This window comes from Rheinheimera sp. (assembly GCF_030824435.1).
Taxonomy (GTDB): domain Bacteria; phylum Pseudomonadota; class Gammaproteobacteria; order Enterobacterales; family Alteromonadaceae; genus Pararheinheimera.
Genome location: NZ_JAVBXS010000018.1, coordinates 1 through 19,838, shown reverse-complemented (window position 1 = coordinate 19,838; position 19,838 = coordinate 1). Strand labels below are relative to the sequence as shown.

Annotated in this window: 17 protein-coding genes; 7 read left to right on the top strand and 10 right to left on the bottom strand. The window is 48.4% G+C overall.

The genetic code is table 11. The features are described from left to right. Nucleotides 1-113 precede the first annotated feature (113 nt). The 6 genes from RCH83_RS03125 to RCH83_RS03100 are packed head-to-tail and all read right to left on the bottom strand — an operon-like array spanning nucleotide 114 to nucleotide 7,097. Nucleotides 114-1,808: a BatD family protein gene (locus RCH83_RS03125; protein WP_306518938.1), complete on the bottom strand. Its 1,695-nt coding sequence runs from the start codon at nucleotides 1,806-1,808 to the stop codon at nucleotides 114-116. After that, on the bottom strand, nucleotides 1,802-3,649 hold the full coding sequence (locus RCH83_RS03120; protein ID WP_306518936.1) for a VWA domain-containing protein: 1,848 nt from the start codon (nucleotides 3,647-3,649) through the stop codon (nucleotides 1,802-1,804). Before RCH83_RS03120 ends, RCH83_RS03125 begins: the two co-directional genes overlap by 7 nt. Beyond that, entirely contained in the window at nucleotides 3,639-4,643 is a 1,005-nt protein-coding gene (locus RCH83_RS03115) for a VWA domain-containing protein (protein ID WP_306518934.1), read from the bottom strand. The genes RCH83_RS03120 and RCH83_RS03115 overlap by 11 nt, the downstream gene beginning before the upstream one ends. Continuing rightward, nucleotides 4,636-5,172, bottom strand: a complete 537-nt coding sequence (locus RCH83_RS03110; protein ID WP_306518932.1) for a DUF4381 domain-containing protein — start codon at nucleotides 5,170-5,172, stop codon at nucleotides 4,636-4,638. The genes RCH83_RS03115 and RCH83_RS03110 overlap by 8 nt, the downstream gene beginning before the upstream one ends. Next, nucleotides 5,159-6,133 (bottom strand): DUF58 domain-containing protein, encoded by a 975-nt coding sequence (locus RCH83_RS03105; RefSeq protein WP_306518930.1) that lies wholly within the window; start codon nucleotides 6,131-6,133, stop codon nucleotides 5,159-5,161. Before RCH83_RS03105 ends, RCH83_RS03110 begins: the two co-directional genes overlap by 14 nt. A 13-nt stretch (nucleotides 6,134-6,146) precedes the next feature. Continuing rightward, complete coding sequence (locus RCH83_RS03100) at nucleotides 6,147-7,097, bottom strand: MoxR family ATPase (protein WP_306518928.1); 951 nt, start codon at nucleotides 7,095-7,097, stop codon at nucleotides 6,147-6,149. A gap of 247 nt (nucleotides 7,098-7,344) precedes the next feature. Between RCH83_RS03100 and fadI the strand changes: the two genes are divergently transcribed. The 3 genes from fadI to RCH83_RS03085 all read left to right on the top strand — a co-directional run bounded on the left by fadI (nucleotide 7,345) and on the right by RCH83_RS03085 (nucleotide 11,094). Next, nucleotides 7,345-8,655 (top strand): acetyl-CoA C-acyltransferase FadI, encoded by a 1,311-nt coding sequence (gene fadI, locus RCH83_RS03095; RefSeq protein ID WP_306518926.1) that lies wholly within the window; start codon nucleotides 7,345-7,347, stop codon nucleotides 8,653-8,655. Further along, nucleotides 8,655-10,814, top strand: a complete 2,160-nt coding sequence (gene fadJ / locus RCH83_RS03090) for a fatty acid oxidation complex subunit alpha FadJ (protein WP_306518924.1) — start codon at nucleotides 8,655-8,657, stop codon at nucleotides 10,812-10,814. Before fadI ends, fadJ begins: the two co-directional genes overlap by 1 nt. An 85-nt stretch (nucleotides 10,815-10,899) precedes the next feature. Further along, entirely contained in the window at nucleotides 10,900-11,094 is a 195-nt protein-coding gene (locus RCH83_RS03085) for a hypothetical protein (RefSeq protein ID WP_306518922.1), read from the top strand. On the opposite strand, the gene RCH83_RS03080 is transcribed toward RCH83_RS03085, so the two are convergent. Next, nucleotides 11,091-11,903, bottom strand: a complete 813-nt coding sequence (locus RCH83_RS03080) for a LysR family transcriptional regulator (RefSeq protein ID WP_306518920.1) — start codon at nucleotides 11,901-11,903, stop codon at nucleotides 11,091-11,093. The two genes, RCH83_RS03085 and RCH83_RS03080, sit on opposite strands and share 4 nt — an antisense overlap. Nucleotides 11,904-12,032: 129 nt before the next feature. Between RCH83_RS03080 and maoP the strand changes: the two genes are divergently transcribed. Beyond that, entirely contained in the window at nucleotides 12,033-12,380 is a 348-nt protein-coding gene (maoP, locus tag RCH83_RS03075; RefSeq protein WP_306519127.1) for a DUF413 domain-containing protein, read from the top strand. Nucleotides 12,381-12,424: 44 nt separating this feature from the next. Next, nucleotides 12,425-12,580, top strand: coding sequence for a hypothetical protein (locus tag RCH83_RS03070; protein ID WP_306518918.1), 156 nt, complete (start codon nucleotides 12,425-12,427; stop codon nucleotides 12,578-12,580). A 354-nt stretch (nucleotides 12,581-12,934) separates the two neighbouring features. On the opposite strand, the gene RCH83_RS03065 is transcribed toward RCH83_RS03070, so the two are convergent. Continuing rightward, nucleotides 12,935-15,091: a bifunctional diguanylate cyclase/phosphodiesterase gene (locus tag RCH83_RS03065; protein WP_306518916.1), complete on the bottom strand. Its 2,157-nt coding sequence runs from the start codon at nucleotides 15,089-15,091 to the stop codon at nucleotides 12,935-12,937. A 225-nt stretch (nucleotides 15,092-15,316) separates the two neighbouring features. Further along, the gene (locus tag RCH83_RS03060) at nucleotides 15,317-18,091 is read right to left on the bottom strand and encodes an insulinase family protein (protein WP_306518914.1); all 2,775 of its coding nucleotides are present in this window, start codon (nucleotides 18,089-18,091) and stop codon (nucleotides 15,317-15,319) included. A 170-nt stretch (nucleotides 18,092-18,261) separates the two neighbouring features. Here RCH83_RS03060 and sixA point away from each other — a divergent pair, with 170 nt between their 5' ends. Further along, nucleotides 18,262-18,750 carry a phosphohistidine phosphatase SixA gene (sixA, locus tag RCH83_RS03055; protein ID WP_306518912.1) on the top strand — a complete coding sequence of 163 codons (489 nt, stop codon included), beginning with the start codon at nucleotides 18,262-18,264 and terminating at the stop codon, nucleotides 18,748-18,750. Between the two features lie 52 nt (nucleotides 18,751-18,802). Here sixA and smrB read toward each other — a convergent pair whose 3' ends face one another. Next, on the bottom strand, nucleotides 18,803-19,330 hold the full coding sequence (gene smrB, locus RCH83_RS03050; RefSeq protein ID WP_306518911.1) for an endonuclease SmrB: 528 nt from the start codon (nucleotides 19,328-19,330) through the stop codon (nucleotides 18,803-18,805). Between the two features lie 35 nt (nucleotides 19,331-19,365). On the opposite strand from smrB, the gene RCH83_RS03045 reads away from it, so the two are divergent. Then, a partial coding sequence (locus tag RCH83_RS03045) for a HemK family protein methyltransferase (protein WP_306518909.1) occupies nucleotides 19,366-19,838 on the top strand: 473 nt, incomplete at its 3' end.

Below are 19,838 nucleotides of genomic sequence, written 5' to 3'. Positions count from 1 at the left end.
GCAAAAAAATGTTCAGTCTTTCATAAAAAAGGGCCGCTCGAAAATAGCAGCCCTGTTTCAACGTTCCGGACTGGCCGGTGAAGCACAAAGTACAGTGCAGCCAGCGCCAGCTGTTAACCCGGATAAAGCGGCCTTAGCTGTGATTTTACCGGCAGCTGCTGCACATGTTTATATTTAGCAAAAGCTTCAAATAATGGTTGTCCTTGCCAGGCGGCAGCTGTGGGCTGATAAGGTTGATGGCAGAGTTTTTCCACTTCATGCCTGAGCTCACAGTCGGGCAGATGCTGCAATAACTGTGGCAAACGTACAATCTGGCTGTCAATGCCTTGACTTGCCCACTGCACCAGTTGGGCAGCAGCTTCACTGCTGTTATTGGCAAGGCAGGCGGCTTTGAGTTTGCGTGAACTGAATTTTAATTGCGGCTGTGGCGCTATAGCCTGAGCACTTTGTGGTCTGGGTAATTTTGGCAGCAACCATAAGGCCAGGGTGGTGAGCCATAACAATAACATTGTTGTGCTGCTGTAACTCCAGAACCATGGACTGACTGACTGCGGCTGAGCGTTAATTTCGTTTGCCGGTGTTACTGCGGCCACCACAGCTTCGGCATTGACCTGAGCTTCTGGTTGTGACGGGTTCAGCGCTACTTTTAAAGTACGCTCCGGCAGCTCAGCGTACGCCAGCTCATTGGTTTTGCTGTTCCACCATGGAATGCGGACTGCAGGTAACACCAGGTCACCGTTTTGTGTGGCAATCACGGCTGAAGTAAAAACTTTTTGTGCCACCAGCCGGCCATTACGTTCAGCTTTTTTGCTTTGTGGCTGCTCGGCGTAACTTTTAATGCCCGCAGGTAAAGGGATATTCAGATCCGGTAACTGGTGATCGGCCAAATCCAACGCCGTCAGGGTAATAGTACGGGTGACGGGTTCACCTTGTGTTAGTTCATTGCCCGGCGGTGTCCACTCTTCGGTCAGCGCCACCAGTTCAGACACCAGCCATTCGCCCTGAAAGTTGTCCGGCATGGGCTTCACTGTCAGTTTCAGCGCCTGGCCCTGAGCAGAAACTGTTTTGGTTTTGGCAAAATAATCATATCTTGAACTCTGACGGTCAATCATTTCACCTTTAAACCAGGGCGCAGCCAAATCAAAGCTCCCTTGTTGCTGCACTATGACCGTATAACGGCGGGTGATGGTCTGATAACGTTGCCCATTAACCAGTTCTGAACCTTCGATATCCTTGCCAAGCTGCTCTATGGTGGCACCCGGCAACTCAGGCTGACTCAGGCTGCCGCGCTGTAAATCACCGTTAAAAAAGATTTTGACGTCGTAATACACCAGCTGCTGTACATAAAGTTCGTTGCTGCTTAAGCTACTTTCAATAAAAAGTTCATCTGAGCCTGTGCCATTTGGGTCCGCGGCAACCACTGTCAGCGGAATAGGATCGCTGCGTAACCCTTCAATTTCAAAAGCAGGGATCACAAAGTTACCGGTTTTTTTGGCAAATAAACTCAGTTGCCAGCGCGTGCTCTGACTGGAGCGGCCATTAATAATTTGCATACTCTGGCTAATCGCAGGGGCACTGAAATTAAAGTCATTGGCAAGAACTGAAAAATCCAGTTGATGACCTGACACTTTTTCATCCAGTTCTATTTGCAGCAGCAATTCTTCACCCAGCATCACCGGATTTTTATCAACAGTGGCTTGTAGTGATGTTGCCGCCTGTGCCTGGTTGCTGCACAGCAGCAAGGTTGCAGCGAATGTCAGCGCGCTGAACAGCGCTTGAGCCGGCCAGCGTTTCAACAGGGTTACCATTCTTGTTCTACTCCTTTGGGTAAACGTTGTTGCTGTCGTTTTTGATATTCCAATAACATTTTATTGCGTAATAACAATGCCGGGTCGTCCTGCACTTTGCGCATTAAACCATCCAGTTGCTGGCTTTGCTCAGGGCTGGCATTGGGCCAGGCTTCGCGCACGGCTTTTTGTTGTTGCTGTTGTTCGCTCAGTGCCTGCTCTTGCGCAGACTTAGCTTCGGCTGGCTTTTGCCCGGCCTTGGCATTTTTTTCCTGTTGTTGTTCACTTTGCGGTTCAGCATCTTTGCCGTCGCTATTCTGGCCGTTTTCTTGTTGTGTAGCAGAGTCCGATTTTTCGTTTTGTTGTTCCTGCTGTTGGCCTTGCTGGCCGTCTTTGGACTGCTGCTCTGAGTTCTGTTGTTCAGAATTTTGTTGTTCAGTGTTTTTTTCCGGGTTTTGCTGATTTTGCTGCTGCTGCTGCTGCTGCTGCTGCTGCTGTTGTTGCAACAGCTGTTTGGCAAGTTCAGTGTTTTGCGCAAGGCCGGGTAAATCAGGCTGAAGTTTTCCGGCTTGCTGATATGCCTGCAGTGCTTCATCAAATTTTTGCTGTTGCATCAGGCTGTTACCCAGATTGTAACGTCCGGCAGCCGAGTTATCCTGGCGGAATAGCTGTTCAGCCGCCTGATACTCACCGCTGCGGTAAGCTGCGTTACCTTGCCACAAAGGATCGGCGAATTTTTCCTGTGCTTTGGCATAATCTTTTTCAGCGTAAGCGGCCTTGGCCTGTTGTTGTGGTGTTTGCCATAAATCTCGCCATTCTATGGCTTCAGCAGCTTGTGGCAGCAATAACAAAGGTAACAACACCAGCACCGAGGCTCTTTTGCCAAGCCACAAGGCCAGAGGCAATAACAACCAGCACAAATATACCCCTGCATCCTGCCATTGTTCGCCACTGATTTTACTGCTTTGTCCGTCCTCTGCACCGGCCATACTGAGCGGCGGTAATGCCAGCAGTGCCTGAATATCAGCAGCGTCAAAACTGCTCTGCCTGAACACACCCCCGGTGAGGCTGGCCAGTTCTTTGAGCTGAGTCAGCGGTACTTTGGGGATCACAATGCTACCCTGACGGTCTTTAAGCAGTTCACCTGAGCTGAGTTTAACGGGCGCACCCTCAGCGCTGCCAACGGCCAGCACCGACAAGCGGTGTGGGAAGTTATTCAGGCTTTGGCGTAAAGTCTGATAATGACTTTGGCTGTAACCGTCAGTGATAAGCACCACATCACCTTTTGGATAACCCGCCTGTTTTAACAGCCGGGCGGCAAGCTCAAGTGCACTTTGCAGGTTTGAACCTTGTGCCGGCATAATTTCAGGGCTCAGATCAGGCAATAACAGTTTGATATTGTTGTGATCAGGGGTCAGTGGCGAAATAACATATGCATCAGCGGCAAAGGTTAATAACGCCAGCTCACCTTCTTTAAGCTGACTGGTGAAATCCAGTGCTTTAAAACGCGCCTGGGTGAGCCGGTTTGGCTTGACGTCTGTTGACAGCATCGACAACGACATGTCCAGCACCAGCACTGTGGCTTTATTCAGCGCAAAAGCCGGTTGGGGTAGTTTGTGTACACTGGGGCCTGCCAGCGCAATAACCAGCAATAACAAGCTGCCAAGCAGCCACAAATAAGGTGTCTTGTGTTGTTGCTGTACTGTGTTGTCTTGTAATAAGGTCAGTTGCAGATGTTTTGGCAGCAGTTGCCGCCATGGACTGGCCGCTTGCTGATAACGCCACGCCAGATAAACACAAAATAATGTCAGTGGCAGCAACAATAACCAGAGTGGACGTAGCCAATGCAGTTCAAATGGCATGGTCTGAACCTCCGCGACGCCATTGTTGCCAGGGGAGCTTTGCCAATATCAGCAGCAAAATCAGCATCAATGCAGTGGCCAGCGGCCAGTGCAGCAAACTTTGTTGTGGCCGGTAATTCAGCTGATCTCTTTCGATAGGTTCAAGCTGGTCAAGCAGCTGATAAATCTGTTGCAGCTCATTTAAATCACGGGCCCTGAAATAGCGCCCGCCAGTGGCTGTGGCAAGTTCAGTTAATAACACTTCATCCAGATCGTCCGACGGATTGACCAATTGCGGGCCAAAAATACCTTGTTGCACCATTTGTTCAGCACCCACACCCACTGTATATATTTTTACACCTGCGGCTTTGGCAAGCTCCAGCGCTTCGCGTGGCTGAATATTACCTGCAGTGTTGGCGCCATCGCTGAGTAAAATCAGCACCTTATTCGAGCTTTCATAGGTATTAAATCTTTTGACTGCAAGGCCGATGGCTTCACCAATAGCTGTACGTTGCCCGACCAGTCCAAGTACGGCTTCGTCCAGCATTTGTTGGACTGTCTGGCGGTCAAAAGTTAACGGTGTTTGTTGATAAGCGGCATCGGCAAAAAGCACCAGGCCAAGGCGGTCGCCCTGACGCTGCTGTATAAAATCGGACAAGACAAACTTCACTACATCCAACCGGTTGGCGGCCTGGCCCTCAATTACCATGTCGTTGATATTCATCGAACCTGACAAATCAACAGCCAGCATCATATCGCGGCCTTGTTGTGGCAGTGTGACTGCTTCACCAAGCCATTTTGGTGCTGCCGCCGCAGTGACCAGCAATAACCAGATAACAGCAAACAACAATTGCCGGCGTTTTGGCACTGTTGACGCTGTCTGCGCTGACTGCACTCTGGCCACTTGCGCCAGTGGCGGTAAATACAGGCTGGCACCCGCTGTTTTTTGTTTGGTTTTTAGCAAAAAGGGCAGTACCAACAGCACAAAAGCCCAGGGGTAACTGAAATCAAACATGCTTTACTCCCTGCGCTGTGTTGGCATTGCCGTTGCTCAGGCGAAGGTCAGCTTGTTGCAACCAGATCAGCGCAAAAGCGGCATAACGTTGCACTTCGGCGGGGTCAGCTGACTGTTGGTAATGTAAAGCCAATAAATCGGGCAGGGGGGCGCCGTTTATTTTGAGCTGCCCGCTGGCGGTTAAGGTCGACACCAAAAACTGCTGCCAGTTTTTACCGCTATAGGCCAAAGCCGGATGTTGTGGAGCTTCGCTTAACAACCATCTTTTTAGCAGGCTGGTGATTTGTGCGGGCGCATCAGGCTTGTTCAGGTCGATAGTTGATAATGTGGCAAGGGCAAATCGTCTTGGTGCCCGGCGCTGCTGAAAGTGCTGATAACGGCGCAATAATAACCAAAATACCACAACAACAAAAACCGCCAACAACCACCAGACCGGCGCCAGATACCAGTCGTTTGCTAACAAAGGTTCCTGAATATCTGCAAGTTGTGCCAACGCTGCATTTTGTGGCTGAGCATTAGTTGTGGTCATGCTTCCTCCCGCTTAGCTGAGTCAACAAAGGTATGGCAGCGCTGAACTGCCAGCTGGTAAGGCCAAGCGTGGTCCAGTGTTGTTGTAGCTGTTGCTGAAACTGCTGTTGTTGCTGCAGGTATTGTTGCTGCACTTTAGAAGAGTCCAGCTGCAAACTGATAGGGCTTGCACCATCAGAAACCTGCGCCATGCCGGATGCCTGTGCCGGGATAGACTGTTCAAGCGGATCGTCAAGCTGACAAATCCGAACTTCATTATGCAGGCTTAAAGCGCGCAAATGCCGCAGACAACTTTCGTCCAGCTGCTGAAAATCAGAAATCACAAACACCAGACTACCAGGCCTTGCCAAACGGCGTAGTTGACCCAAAGCCAACGCCAGATTATGGTTTGGTGGCGTTGTGGATTGATTTAACAAGGCCAGAGCCTGTTGTTGCAGTTCAGTAAGCTGGTGCAGATAACGTAATACGGCCTGACTGCGTCCTGCCGGTTTTAACTCGCGGATTTGCTGTTGATGAAACACAATACCACCGAGTTTGTCGCCGGTTTTTTTCACATGCCAGGCAATTAAAGCGGCCAGATGACAAGCCTGCACCGACTTTAACAGCAGCGCTGAGCCAAACTGCATGGAGCTACCCAAATCTGTCAGGATAAACACCGGCCGTTCTTTTTCTTCACGGAATAGTTTGGTGTGCACTTTGCCGGTGCGTGCTGTGACACGCCAGTCAATAGTACGTACGTCATCACCATTCTGATAATGCCGTACTTCATCAAATTCCATACCGCGGCCTTTGCTTTTGGCCAGATAACTGCCGGCTAGTTTGCTTTGAATAGTCTGAGCCGGTGTTAAGTCAAAAAGCTGGGTATGCCGCTGATATCTGAGCAGTTGTTTTAAATCAACTTCGGTACCGTTGCTGTGCAGTTCAGCCAGCCATTGGCTGATTTGGGTGGTGCTGGCGCTCATCTTCGCCTTTCCTTCAGGCAACTGGCACCAGACTGAGTATTTCAGTCAACACATCATCGGTGCTGACACCTTCGGCTTCTGCTTCATAAGTCAGCAATAATCGGTGACGCACTACATTATGAAACACAGCCTGCACATCATCCGGTGTCACAAAATCGCGGCCAGCCAGCCAGGCTTTGGCGCGGGCGCAACGTTCCAGTGCTATGGTGGCGCGTGGGCTGGCGCCGTAGGCTATCCAGCGGCCAAGTTTGGGGCTGTAGTCGGCGGCGCGGCGGGTGGCCATAATCAGCTGCACCACATATTGCTCCAGACTTTCGGCAAAATGCAGTTTTAAAATGGCTTTACGGGCGGCAAAAATATCACTTTGGCTGATACGTACCGGTTGTTCGGCCGCTTGCTCCAGCGCTTCACCGCGGGTCAGTTTTAAAATGGCGAGTTCAGTAGCAGCGTCCGGATAATCCACTTTTAAATGCAGTAAAAAGCGGTCAAGTTGTGCTTCCGGAAGCGGATAAGTACCTTCCTGCTCCAGCGGGTTTTGGGTGGCCATCACCAGAAACAACTCAGGTAACTTATAGCTATGACGGCCAACGGTAATTTGTTTTTCGGCCATCGCTTCTAATAAAGCGGACTGCACTTTGGCAGGGGCGCGGTTAATTTCATCGGCCAGAATAATATGATGAAACAAAGGGCCACTCTGAAATTCAAATTTACCGGTTTCAGGGCGGTAAATGTCAGTGCCGGTTAAATCCGCAGGTAATAAGTCGGGGGTAAACTGAATACGGTGAAAACTACCTTCCACCCCATGAGCAAGGGCATTCACAGCCCTTGTTTTGGCAAGACCCGGCGGGCCTTCTACCAATAAATGGCCATTGGCGAGTAAAGCCAGCAAAATCCCTTCGGTCAGAGCGGGTTGGCCTAATACCTGAGAGTCCAGATAGGTTTTTAACTTATTAAATGCGTTCACAGCTGCACTCTTATTCGTTGTTCCGTTGATTGAGGGATGGATGCTGTTGGTTTTTGATGCACAGTCCATCTGAATTAATTGATTATTTATCAAGCGTTTCGGCTTAAATACGACTAGGCTTTTTGCCATGTCAGGATATAAGGTCTTTATGTCATTAAAACAACTGTTTTAATTTGTCAGATCTCTCGTTACAATCAAAAAAAATTACAGGTCAGACCTGTGTCGGATAAAACCAAGAGGATCATTCATGTCCAGCCAGATTAAATTAACCAATCGTCAGGGCGACCGTATTGCGATAGTTCGCGGTTTACGTACGCCATTTGCCAAACAAGCAACTGAGTTCCACGGGGTTTCTGCCCTGGATTTGGGCAAACTGGTCGTCAATGAATTGTTGATCCGCAGTGAGCTGGATGCCAAATTAATTGATCAGGTGGTTTATGGTCAAGTTGTACAGATGCCGGAAGCGCCGAATATTGCACGGGAAATTGTATTAGGTACCGGTATGAACGTGCACACTGACGGTTTTAGTGTGACCCGCGCTTGTGCCACCAGTTTCCAGTCTGTGGTCAGTGTGACTGAAGCCATGATGGCAGGTGTCAGTAAAGTGGCGATTGCCGGTGGCGCCGACTCAAGCTCAGTGCTGCCAGTTGGCGTTAGTAAAGCTTTGGCCCGCGCTCTGGTGGATTTAACCAAAGCCAAAACTTTTGGTCAGAAAGTGGCGATTTTCCGCCGCCTTGGCCTGCGTGATTTATTGCCGGTGCCACCTGCTGTTGCTGAATACACCACAGGTTTGTCGATGGGTGACACCGCAGAGCAAATGGCCAAAAGCCATGGCATCAGCCGCGCCGATCAGGACGCTATGGCACACCGCTCTCATAGCCTGGCCGCTAAAGCCTGGGAAATGGGCCTGATGAAAGATGAAGTGATGGCCGCTCATGTGGAGCCATACAACAAGTTTCTGGAGATGGATAACAATATCCGTAAAGACTCAAAACTGGAATCTTACAGCAAGTTAAAACCAGTGTTTGACCGTAACTACGGCACTGTTACTGCCGCTACCAGTACCCCATTAACAGATGGTGCTTCAGCGGTACTGATGATGCCGGAAAGTTATGCCAAAGCCTTAGGTTATAAACCACTGGGTTATGTACGCAGCTACGCTTTTGCCGCTATTGATGTGTGGGAAGACATGCTGATGGGCCCATCTTATGCGACTCCTATTGCCCTTGAGCGCGCCGGTTTAACCCTCAACGACTTAACTTTAATTGAAATGCACGAAGCTTTTGCCGCTCAGGCGCTTGCCAATATGAAAATGTTTGGCAGCAAAAAATTCGCCGAAGAAAAACTGGGCCGCTCCAGTGCCATTGGTGACATTGATATGGCGAAATTTAACGTGAACGGTGGTTCGCTGGCTTATGGCCACCCATTTGCCGCTACAGGTACCCGCTTAATTACCCAGACATTAAATGAATTAAACCGCCGTGGTGGTGGTATTGGTTTAACCACAGCCTGCGCGGCCGGTGGTTTGGGCGCTGCCATGATAGTGGAGACTGAATAATGACGGAGCAAACAGTGATCGAGCAAACAGGGACCGCAAAAACTTTTACGCTGAACCTGCGTGATGATGGTGTTGGCGTGATTACCATGGATGTGGCCGGCGAAAGCATGAATGTGCTCAAAGCCGCTTTTGCCGATGAAATTAAAACATTACTTGATGAAATCCGTGGCAATAAAAATATCAAAGGTTTGGTGATTATCTCCGGCAAGCCAGACTCTTTTATTGCCGGTGCTGATATTACTATGCTGGATGCCTGCAAAACAGCGCAGGAAGCCACTGAAATTGCCGCCATGGGGCAGCAGATGTTTGGCCAGCTGGAGGCATTAAATGTGCCACTGATCGCCGCTATTCACGGCCCTTGTTTAGGCGGCGGCCTGGAGCTGGCCATGGCCTGTCATGGCCGGGTTGCCACTGACGATGGCAAAACAGTGTTGGGTTTACCTGAAGTACAGCTGGGGTTATTACCAGGCAGTGGCGGCACCCAAAGATTGCCAAAACTGGTGGGTTTGCAAAAAGCGCTGGATATGATGCTGACCGGTAAACAACTGCGTGCTGTGCAGGCGAAAAAAGCCGGTTTAGTCGATGTAGTTGTGCCAAAAAGCATTTTATTAGAAGCCGCTGTAAAAATGGCGCTCTCCGGTAAACCGGATCGCAGCAAAGCCGTCAAACTGCCATTTGTTGGCCAGTTGCTGGAATTTACGTCGATTGGCCGCGGCATTTTATTTAGCCAGGCGACCAAACAAACCTTATTAAAAACAGGCGGCCATTATCCGGCGCCGCTGAAAATCATCGAAGCCATCAAAGCCGGCGTTGACAGCGGCATGGCCCGTGGACTTCAGGTAGAAGCTCAGGCTTTTGGTGAGCTTTGTATGACGTCGGTTTCCAAAGCTTTACGTGGCTTATTTTTTGCCACCACCCAGATGAAAAAAGAATCGGGTGCCGGTGATGTCAAAGCCGGTAAAGTGAAAAAAGCCGCTGTGCTGGGTGGTGGTCTGATGGGTGGTGGTATCGCCAACGTCACCACTGGAAAAGCTGGCATCCCTGTTCGTATTAAAGATATTAATCAGCAAGGCATCAGCAATGCGCTGAAATACAGCTATAGCCTGCTAAATAAGAAGTTTAAACGCCGTTATATCAGCCGCACTGAAATGCAAAAGCAGATGGCGTTATTAACTGGTAGCACTGATTACAGCGGTTTTCATGATGTAGACCTGGTGGTGGAAGCTGTGTTTGAAGATTTAGCGCTCAAACAGCAGATGGTGAAAGACATTGAAAGCCATTGTCATGAAAATACTATTTTTGCCTCCAACACCAGCTCTTTGCCTATTGGCCAGATAGCGGCACAAGCAGCCCGGCCGGAAAACGTCATTGGTCTGCATTATTTTTCACCGGTCGACAAAATGCCGTTGGTGGAAGTGATAGCCCATGAAAAAACCTCAGCTCAAACTATTGCCACTACTGTTGCTTTTGCCCGTAAACAAGGCAAAACCCCGATAGTGGTGAAAGACGGTGCCGGTTTTTATGTGAACCGTATCCTGGCTTTATATATGAATGAAGCGGCCAATTTGCTGCTCGAAGGCGAGCCGGTAGAAAAACTGGATAAAGCCCTGACTAAATTTGGTTTGCCGGTTGGACCTATTACTTTGCTGGATGAAGTGGGCATTGATGTAGGTGCCAAAATTTCGCCAATTCTGGAACGGGAACTGGGTGAACGTTTTAAAGCACCAGCTGCTTTTGACAAGCTGATTGCCGATGGCCGCAAAGGTAAAAAAGTGGAAAAAGGCTTTTACCTGTATGGTGCTAAAGCGAATAAAGGCAAAAAAGAAGTAGATACCTCAGTGTATACATTGTTGGGTGTGCAGCCCGGCGGCAAGTTATCACCAGAGCAAATCAGCAACCGTTGTTTAGTGCAGATGCTGAATGAAGCTGTGCGTTGTCTGGAAGAGGGGATTATCGCTTCTGCGCGTGATGGTGATATAGGCGCAATTTTTGGCATAGGTTTCCCGCCTTTTATTGGTGGACCTTTCCGTTATATCGACGCTATGGGCGCAACCACCTTGGTTGCCGACTTACGTCGTTATGAAGCGCAGTTTGGTAGCCGTTTTGCGCCAAGTACGTTGTTATTACAAATGGCGGAGCAGGGCAAAACATTTTATTAAAATGCGATAAGCCGCATGGCTTTGTTACTGCTGATGAAAAAAAGAGCTGCTATAATGCGGCTCTTTTTTTTCGGGGGGCTGTGCCTTGTTGTTGTTACTGTTGTCGCCACTCTGCTCTTTCTACTTTTTTGTGTTGGCCCGCCGCGCCGGGCTGAAGTCTTTGCCCTGGGTGGTGCTGGGCGCTCTGACAGGGCCACTGGCATTGCCGTTATTTCACAACCACAAGCGCATGGCGCTACGCAAAGCATTAGGCCATGGGCTAGTGTGGTTTAAACCTTAAAGAGGGCTGTGCAGCACCCCACAGCTTTGTAATGCCAGCCGCCACTGCTCAGGCCATTGTTCTCCCGGCTGGCTATAAGCCCAGACACTCTGTTGTACAGTCGCCTGACTGAGTTTGCGCATCTTGCCTTGTTCTACTGCGGTTTGTACCAATACCGACGGCAGATAAGCACAAGCTTTATGTTGTTGCAGCCATTGGCACACTAACCTTGGATCTGAACTGCTGAAATTCAGCGGCTCTGCCGTCAATCGGGGCATTGCAGTGTGTTGCTGCACTGCACATTCATGTTGCAATTGGACAACCTCAGCGGCCGACACCGGCCACCAATGGATGTAACCAAGGCAAAGGCCTTCCAGCGGCGCTAATTCGGATTTTGGCGCGCCAATATAAACAACAGCTTCATAGTCATGCCAGTTCGCTTTGTTGTCGTCGCTTGCCAGACTATGCACCTGCCAATATTGTTGTGGCAAAAATAAGCTATTTAGCTGTTTTGCAGGCAACAGGGCGGCAAGACCAGCACTGAGCAGCATCTTTCGGTTTTTCTGCAGATGATACTGTTGATTTAATTGTTGTTTGGCGGTTTGAATCGCTGCCAATACAGCTTGTGCATGCGGCAGCAACAATTCTCCTGCCGCAGTTAGCTGAATATTGTTGCGAAACCTGCTGAACAAAATAACGCCTAAACTTTGTTCCAGCTGGCGCACCCTGAAGCTGACGGCGGATTGGGTCAGATACAGATTCTCGGCGGCTTTACCAAAGTGGCGGGTTTTCTGAACTTCAAGGAAGGTTTTTAACAGCTCAGTATCCAAAGTGGATCCTTAAAAATTTTGATTGTAACCATAAAAAATATTTGTTTTACGATCGGAATTTTGTTTACCATACTCCGCACAGTTTAATTGGGATAGCTTTAGATTCAACGAGATCAGGGGAAAAAAGTGATGCAGCAAAGTTTTGTGGCTAAACGTCGCTTTTTTGATGACCGGAATTTCCCAAAGGGGTTTACCCGGTCAGGACGCTTCACGCTGGCAGAGGGCAATCTGCTGGAAAAGCATGGTGCGGCGATGCAGGAGCTGGAAGACGGCCAACGTCAACCAGTGAATGAAGAAGAGCAACGTTTTTTATTAGTATGCCGCGGCGAAGCCGAAGCAGAATCAGGCTTTGAAAAGGTCTGGAGCAAATACAAACAAAAAGTGCAGGAAAAGAAAAAGTTTCACACTGTGTTTGGTAAAAAGCGTATTGCCGATGGCAGTGACGATTTTTCATATGTAGAAACCGATAACGACTAAAGCGGCATAAAGTTGCAATATAGCAACAGGCAGAGGATGTTACTGTGGGCGATTTTTTCAGTAAGCTGTTACAACCTGAGGTAATAGTGTTTTTAATTCCGCTGGCCGCTATTGGTCTGGGTGGTTTAAGAATGTGGCTCAGTCATCAGGAACGGATGGAAAAAATCCGTAATGGTATAGATCCGGATAAAAAAGCTTAGTTGCGGCTCGTCTGCAGTAAAGACATGATGTTGTCAAAGCTGAGGATGTGAAGATACAAGAAAAGGAGCTCAGGCTCCTTTTTTGTTATGGCAAAATAATATCATCATGACGGTGTTGAACTTGCCACCGGATTTTGTGGACCCTGCATTATATTTGCCTGCTGCCTGACATACTTAATACCACGCTGCAGTGCCAATACAACCTGATAATCAGTACACAGTGTTTATGCCAGGCTAATGTCTTGCCAGCAGCGGGCAATTTGCTCTTTTGCACAACAATATGTTTTATGGTGTAGATAAGGTTGTTAGCTGATCCCGCTGAGGGCATTGTTTTTTCGGGCTGGTGAAATGTTGTTACAGTGCAGCAGGTACCGCACTTAATTTGGGCTTTTGCTGTTTCTGATCTTTTAAAAACTGGGTAAAGTCGTCCGCCGACAAAGGTTTACTGTAATAATAACCCTGAATAATTTCACAGCGCAGTTGTTTTAACTGTTGTAATTGTTCGGCATATTCAACCCCTTCAGCTACCACTGTCAGGCTGAGGTTATGGGCTATGGTCACTATGGTATCCACCATATTGCGGCCACGGGCTGTATTCATATCGTCAATAAAAGCTTTGTCTATTTTCAGCGTATTGAGCGGAAATTGTTTTAAATAAGCCAAAGAGGAATAACCTGTGCCAAAGTCATCCATTGCCAGATGGATACCGCGGGCGCGCAGTTTTTTCATGGTATCAATGGCCAGTTTTGGCGACTGCATTACAGTGCCTTCGGTAATTTCCAGCTCAAGGTGGTAAGAAGGTAACTCTGTTTGTTGCAATACATCGTCAATTTGCTCACACAAATAAGGCAGCATAAACTGCTTAACAGATAAGTTAACAGCCACCCGGCCATGGAATAACCCCTGATCAATCCAGCGTTTGACATCCAGACAGGCTTTGCGCAAAACCACTTCACCAATTTCAACTATCTGACCTGTTTCTTCCGACACAGGAATAAAAGAGGCCGGGCTTATCAGGCCACGTTTGGGCGTGATAAAACGCACCAGCGCTTCCATGCCAACCAGCTGGCCACTCAGGATGTCCATTTTCGGCTGGTAATACACCGCAAAATAATCTTCTTTTAAACCGTGGCGAATTAGGTTTTCCAATTGCAGGCGTTTGACCGCCAGCTTGTTCATCGAATCATTAAAAAACAGATATCGGTTGGCACCTTCATGTTTGGCATGGTACATGGCGGTATCAGCGTTTCGTAGCAGAGCTTCTGGATCGGCGCCGTCTTCGGGGTATAACACAATACCAATACTGCTGGTGACAGCCAGCTCATGCTGGTTGATAAAAAACGGCAGATTAATTTGTTTAATCAGTTCTTTGGCAAGAGAAGTGATGGTGTGGATGTCGTTGGTATCTTCCAGCAGAATGGCAAACTCGTCGCCGCCAAGACGATACAGCCGGTCTTTTTGTCTGGTGCGTTCAGTTAATCGTTCGGCCAGCTTAATAAGCAGGCTATCACCCAATTGATGACCTAAAGAGTCATTGATTTTTTTGAAGTTATCTAAGTCAAAAACCAACAGCGCATGACGAACTTCACGTTCAACCAACCGACTGAGTTCAGCAGAAAACAAAGCCCGGTTTGGCAACCCGGTTAAGGTATCTGAATTGGCCAGACGGCTTAATTCGGCTTCTTTACGTTTACGTTCGGAAATGTCCGAAAATACCGCCACATATTGGGTGATGGTGTGGTGTTCATCCTTGACCACATCAAAATTCAGCTCAGCCTGGTAAATTTCGCCATTGGAACGTTGATCCTGAATTTCACCTTGCCAGCTGCCTTCAGACTGCAACTTCAGCCCTATGTCCTGCAAAAATCTGTTGGGGTAGAGTGCCAGATCAAATGGCTTTTTGATCACCTGCTCCCGGCTTTTACCAGTAATGCTGCTGAAGGAATAATTGACTTCAATGACGGTAAAGTTGGTGTCACAAATCACCACAGCGTCAGAGATATTTTCCAGACAACGGGCAAAAAGTTCCAGCCGCTCTTCAGTATGTTTTAACAGCTGAATGTTTTTTAAGGTCCCTGTCATCCGGGTTGCTGCGCCGTCGGCATCTGTACTGACCACCTTGCCGCGGTCCAATACCCAAATCCAGCCGCCATCGGATGCCCTTAAGCGGTAAGCCGCTTCAAAATGAGGCGTTTCACCGGCCAGATGCTGATAAAGCTGCTCTGTCACCCGTTCGATATCTTTGGGATGAATTTGTTCGCGGTTGGGCGGGAACTGGTTAGTTTCAGGTTTTAATTCAACAGCCTGCTGCCATGAGCTGGAACGATATAAAGTACCGGCGCCAATATTCCAGTCCCATAATTCGTCGCCGCTGCCCCAGAGCGACAACCTTAACCGTTCTTCACTTTGTTCCAGCCGGCTTTGATAACGGCGCATTTTCAGGATAGACAAGTGCGCCAACAACAAAGCGCCAAATGAAAATAATAAAATAGAAGAAAGGATATAAGGCATAGAGCCTTGCCAGTCTAAAGCAAGAGCCGGAAGCGGCGTGATAAAAACGATACTTAGCAGCGCGTTGTTGTTGATTTTTTTATTATTTTTCACACGTCTGTACGTCAGAAAGTCTGTTGAAGCTAAGTTATATAAAATTAGCAATACTGTCAAAGCCAATCTGGCTGACGGCTCAATTGTTCAGCACTCGAGTGCTGCAGCTGTGTTGATGCTACAGCACTCTATTTATTGGGGTTCTGTTAAGGTTTTTAACAACGTAATGGCCGCAGTTGCATCCAGCGTTTTCATATGGGAGTGTGGCGGGGCACCACTTGTGGCAAGAAATATCGCATCGTAGTCCGGCGCCAGTAAACTCTGACAAAAAATCACAAAATCAGCCAGGTTGAGCTTGCTCAATTCCTGCTGAATTTGTTCGGATAAACAACATTGATAATCTCCCTGACCAATGGCAAGCCAAATACGTTTTGCTCTGTTGCCCAGGCTATTGTCCCGTTCCCTGATCTGGCTGGCTAAACTTTGTTTGAGGGCGTTAAATTCATCCGCCGACAGTTCCGGTAATTCGCTGAGAAACCGCTGATAAAAGCTCAGCGTTGCCTGATATAACAGTTTGGCATCCGCTCTTGGCGACTGAATATAAAATGCCATACCGGGTCTTAAATTCATCGGTACATAACCCGTACCCACCAGATAACCCAGTTGTTGTTCCGTGCGAAGTTCGTGAAAATATTCAGGTGAAATCAAATGGTTGGCGAGCATAAATAAGGCCATATCCAAAGGAGTGCGGTCGCGCGCCGGCAGATAAATCACCAGAGCTTCATCCTCCTGCGCTAATGGTAGTTCCAGCCAGATGGGACCAACGCCTTCGGTATTGTGGCTAAAACGTTCAGAACGCTGACAGCGCGCAGGCACAGTGCCAAGCCATTTTGCCAACTGCTGCTGCAATGTGCTGATGTCCTGCTCTTTCCAGTGGCCAATCATCAAAGCTTCAACATGCACCTGCTGAAACATCCGGGCGTAAAAGCGCTTAAAATCACTGAAACTGCAATTTTCCAGCACAGTGGCCAGGGTGTCAGACTCCGGATTTAACGGTTGCAATAAAGCAGACAACTTACTAAATAGTTGTGTGATGGGTTTGTTGCGGGCTTGATTATGCCAGTGCCTGACCAATTGCCGTTGTAATTCAATAAATCTGCTTTCGCTAAAACGGCATTTGGGCATCTGTTGCAGAATATCGTACAACAAAGCAATTTGGTTGCCGGCAAGGCCGCTGCAGTGCAAAGTCAGACCCTGTTGCTGTACATGCAGGTTATATTGCAAACCGGCAGTGGTGGCAGCATAAAATTGCTCGTTAATTTCATCAAGGAATAACTCCAGCCACAGTTTACAAAGGGCCAGTTCAACCAGTCCTGCTGTGGTGTTTGGCAGTGTAAGTTCAACAAAAATATGGCCTTTGGGTGTCTGAAAGTCGGCATCTGGTTTAAACCAGAGTTTCATACCGTCAGCCTGATAATAAAGTTGTGGCAGCGCTTTGCTGGCAGCTTTGTCCAATAACTGCAGCTCTTCAACCAGATAAGGGTTGGCATCTGGCAGATGGCAATCTGGCAGCGGTGTTGCCTGTTGTAATTTTTTCAGTAAGTCGGTGGTGATAGGTAACTGACTATAAGGTGTGTGATACCAGCGTGCCTGACGGTCAACACTGACCTCCGGCGCTATCAGCATGAGCCGCAAATTGCGTTCATGGAAAAAGCTTAACAGATGCTGGTACAGCGCTTCTGTTGGCATTTCCATGCGGTAATCGCCAAAGACATAATCCTCCTGCGGGTAATGTTGCAGGTTCACCGCCAAATCACTGGCCAGTTGCAAGGGTGTTTTTTGTTCCTGATACAAAAAGCTCCAGCGCACCAGCTTTTGCCTTTCAGCAAAAATGCCGGATGGAAAAGGTTGTTTTTTAAGCATGGCAAGATAAGAAAAGCTGGCCAGCAGAATATCATCCAGCGCATGCATGCCCTGCGGTGTCAGTTCAAAGGCCAGCGTAAAGTCTTTGTAATTACTGCCGTCAATGCCCCCGCCCGCACTTAAAGTGTTGACCAACCCCCGGCCTTTTAAATGACTTAATAACGAGCCTGGACCTTCGTCGCCAAGCAGATGTGCCAGAAAACTCACCAGTTTGAATCTGTACCATGGCTGGATGTCGGGCAGGGCAAAACTGGCAACAAAACGCTGAGTAGGTTTATGTGGCTGAATATTCAGCTGAATGCCCAGATGTTCATCCAGATAAAGCGGTGGCACCAATGCTGCTTTAGGCGGCAGGCCATCCGGTAAACCGGAAAAATAACGTTCAGCCCATTGCGCCTGTACTTCGAGCGGCGCGTTGGACACCAGGGTTAAGGTCATCCTGCTGGCGCTGTATTGATTCTGGTAAAAATCCCGCACCGCCTGTTGGGCCGTTTGACCTGGTCTGTCGTCAAGCGTTGACAGATTGCCAACAGAAAATTTGGCAAAAGGGTGGTCGGGGTTAATGCTTTCTTTGTGGGCCTGATAAATACGGCGGCCATCATCTTTGAGTTTCATCGAAAACTCAGCTTCTATGGCATGGCGTTCTTTGTCGACCGCTTCTGTACTGAACAGCGGAGCACTGAGCATATCTGCAAAACGCTCTAATGCTGCTGTGTAAGCATCATGTTGAATATCAAAGTAAAAACAGCTGTGTTCTGTGCCTGTCCATGCATTATGGCTGCCTGCATTTGTGGCAATAAACTGCTGATACTCACCGGCTTGCGGAAACTTCTCTGAGCCTAAAAACACCAGATGTTCTAAAAAATGCGCCAAACCTTCGCGGTCAACCGGATCGTCAAAATGGCCAACATTCACCGCCATGGCGGCTGCGCTTTTTTCTGCGTCCTGCTGTTGTACCAATAACACCCGTAAACCGTTGGCCAGCATCAGTGGCTGGTACAGGCGTTGGTCGTTAGGGCTTTGCACCATATGACTTTTTTTCAATTCAGGCCTCGTGTGGCTGAGTGTCAGGATCAAGGATACCGGCTGTTATCATATCGAATAGGAATATAAAGCTGAAATTTTATGCTTTATTAACAGTTACTGTGACAGCAATCTTTCATTATCATAGCGCACTCTTTTCGCGTTGGTCGCGAAGTTGTCTAGGTGTACTCATGGTCAATCTGGTTATCATGCGGCACGGCGAAGCCGAGCCACAAAGCAGTCAGGATAGTCAAAGGCAGCTTACTGCCAAAGGCCGGGATGAAGTTAGCCAAATGGCGTTATGGTTATCCCAACATTATCAGGCGTTTGATCTGGTGTTATGCAGCCCTTATGTGCGTACCCGCCAAACCGCTGAGCTAATGCTCAAAGCGCAGCCTGCCACAACCCGGCTGGAAATCTTACCCGAACTGGTTCCCGAGGGCGATAGCCACCAGGTGCAGCTATATCTGGATGCTTTACGTGCGGAAAATGCTGAATTAAGAGTGTTGTTGGTATCTCATATGCCGCTGGTAAGTTTTCTGGTCGAGACTTTTACCAAAACTGGCAATACGCCGATATTCGAAACTTCAGGACTGGTCGGTATTTATTACCAGCCTGGTGAAGCCGGTAAATTGTTAGAGCGTCTGGCGCCTGCCGATTTGGCGTTACTTAGTCATTAACAAATTTCAGCAACAGCTTTTTTATTGCACTGTATTTATTAAAAACGCCGCTTTAAAGTGGCGTTTTTAATAACACCAATAAAGCGCCGTCTCTGCCCCAGTGGGTTGGTGCTGTGTGAAAAGCCCGCACATTCGGATGTTGGATCAGCCAGTTAGGTACTTTTCGGGCCAGAATGCCACTGCCTTTGCCATGCACAATACAAGCGCAGTTAAAATGCTCACGCTGACAATAAGCTAACAAGCCAGCCAGTTCAGTTTTGGCTTGTTGCTGGCTTAAACCATGTAAATCCAGCACCACACCAGGCTGGTAATCACCGCGTTTGAGGTTTTTAGCCAGATGGGGATCTTCACCCGGTTGCACATAACGAATGATGCTGCCATCAGGCTGATACCCTTCAAACTCATCTGAGAAGTAGAATAAATTCGGTTCTTCTGCTTCGATAGACGTCTTTACGGCAGTTTTTTTGTTGCGGGGCAGGCGGGCAGGCGGTATCTTGTCCTGCGCCATAGGGCGGGCGCCCGTGACTGAGTCCCGGAACAGCTGAATTTCTTCTTCACTAAGTAACTGAGGTTTGCGCATCCGCGCAAGTCTATACAAAGAGCAATGCGAAATAAATGACTGAACATCAACCTTTTGAACTGACCGCAGAATTAATCAACGAAGCAGTCAGTGAGCTGTTTTCTATTCATGACTGGCTACGCTGGGCCGTTTCTCAGTTTAATGCGGCGGATCTGTATTTTGGTCATGGTACCGACAATCCGTGGGACGATGCCGGTCAGCTGATGGCTTTTACTTTGCATTTTACCCATCTGGCAGAATCTGCTTTATTACAAACCAGACTGACCAGCACAGAAAAACGCCGTTTTGCCGCTTTAGTGCAACAACGTATTGAACAACGCATGCCTTCAGCTTATTTAACCCAACAAGCCTTTTTTGCCGGTTTACCTTTTTATGTGGATGAACGGGTATTGGTGCCACGTTCACCTATCAGTGAGCTCATTACCCGCCAGTTTGCTGACTGGTTCCCGGTGGAGCCTCCGGCGCGTATTCTGGATTTATGCACCGGCTCTGGTTGTATTGCCATTGC

Bases quoted from the DNA above. Each gene is read 5' to 3' on its own strand.
- RCH83_RS03125 (WP_306518938.1), bottom strand. From the start codon at position 1,808: ATGGTAACCCTGTTGAAACGCTGGCCGGCTCAAGCGCTGTTCAGCGCG.
- RCH83_RS03120 (WP_306518936.1), bottom strand. From the start codon at position 3,649: ATGCCATTTGAACTGCATTGGCTACGTCCACTCTGGTTATTGTTGCTG.
- RCH83_RS03115 (WP_306518934.1), bottom strand. From the start codon at position 4,643: ATGTTTGATTTCAGTTACCCCTGGGCTTTTGTGCTGTTGGTACTGCCC.
- RCH83_RS03110 (WP_306518932.1), bottom strand. From the start codon at position 5,172: ATGACCACAACTAATGCTCAGCCACAAAATGCAGCGTTGGCACAACTT.
- RCH83_RS03105 (WP_306518930.1), bottom strand. From the start codon at position 6,133: ATGAGCGCCAGCACCACCCAAATCAGCCAATGGCTGGCTGAACTGCAC.
- fadI (WP_306518926.1), top strand. From the start codon at position 7,345: ATGTCCAGCCAGATTAAATTAACCAATCGTCAGGGCGACCGTATTGCG.
- fadJ (WP_306518924.1), top strand. From the start codon at position 8,655: ATGACGGAGCAAACAGTGATCGAGCAAACAGGGACCGCAAAAACTTTT.
- maoP (WP_306519127.1), top strand. From the start codon at position 12,033: ATGCAGCAAAGTTTTGTGGCTAAACGTCGCTTTTTTGATGACCGGAAT.
- RCH83_RS03065 (WP_306518916.1), bottom strand. From the start codon at position 15,091: ATGCCTTATATCCTTTCTTCTATTTTATTATTTTCATTTGGCGCTTTG.
- sixA (WP_306518912.1), top strand. From the start codon at position 18,262: ATGGTCAATCTGGTTATCATGCGGCACGGCGAAGCCGAGCCACAAAGC.
- smrB (WP_306518911.1), bottom strand. From the start codon at position 19,330: ATGCGCAAACCTCAGTTACTTAGTGAAGAAGAAATTCAGCTGTTCCGG.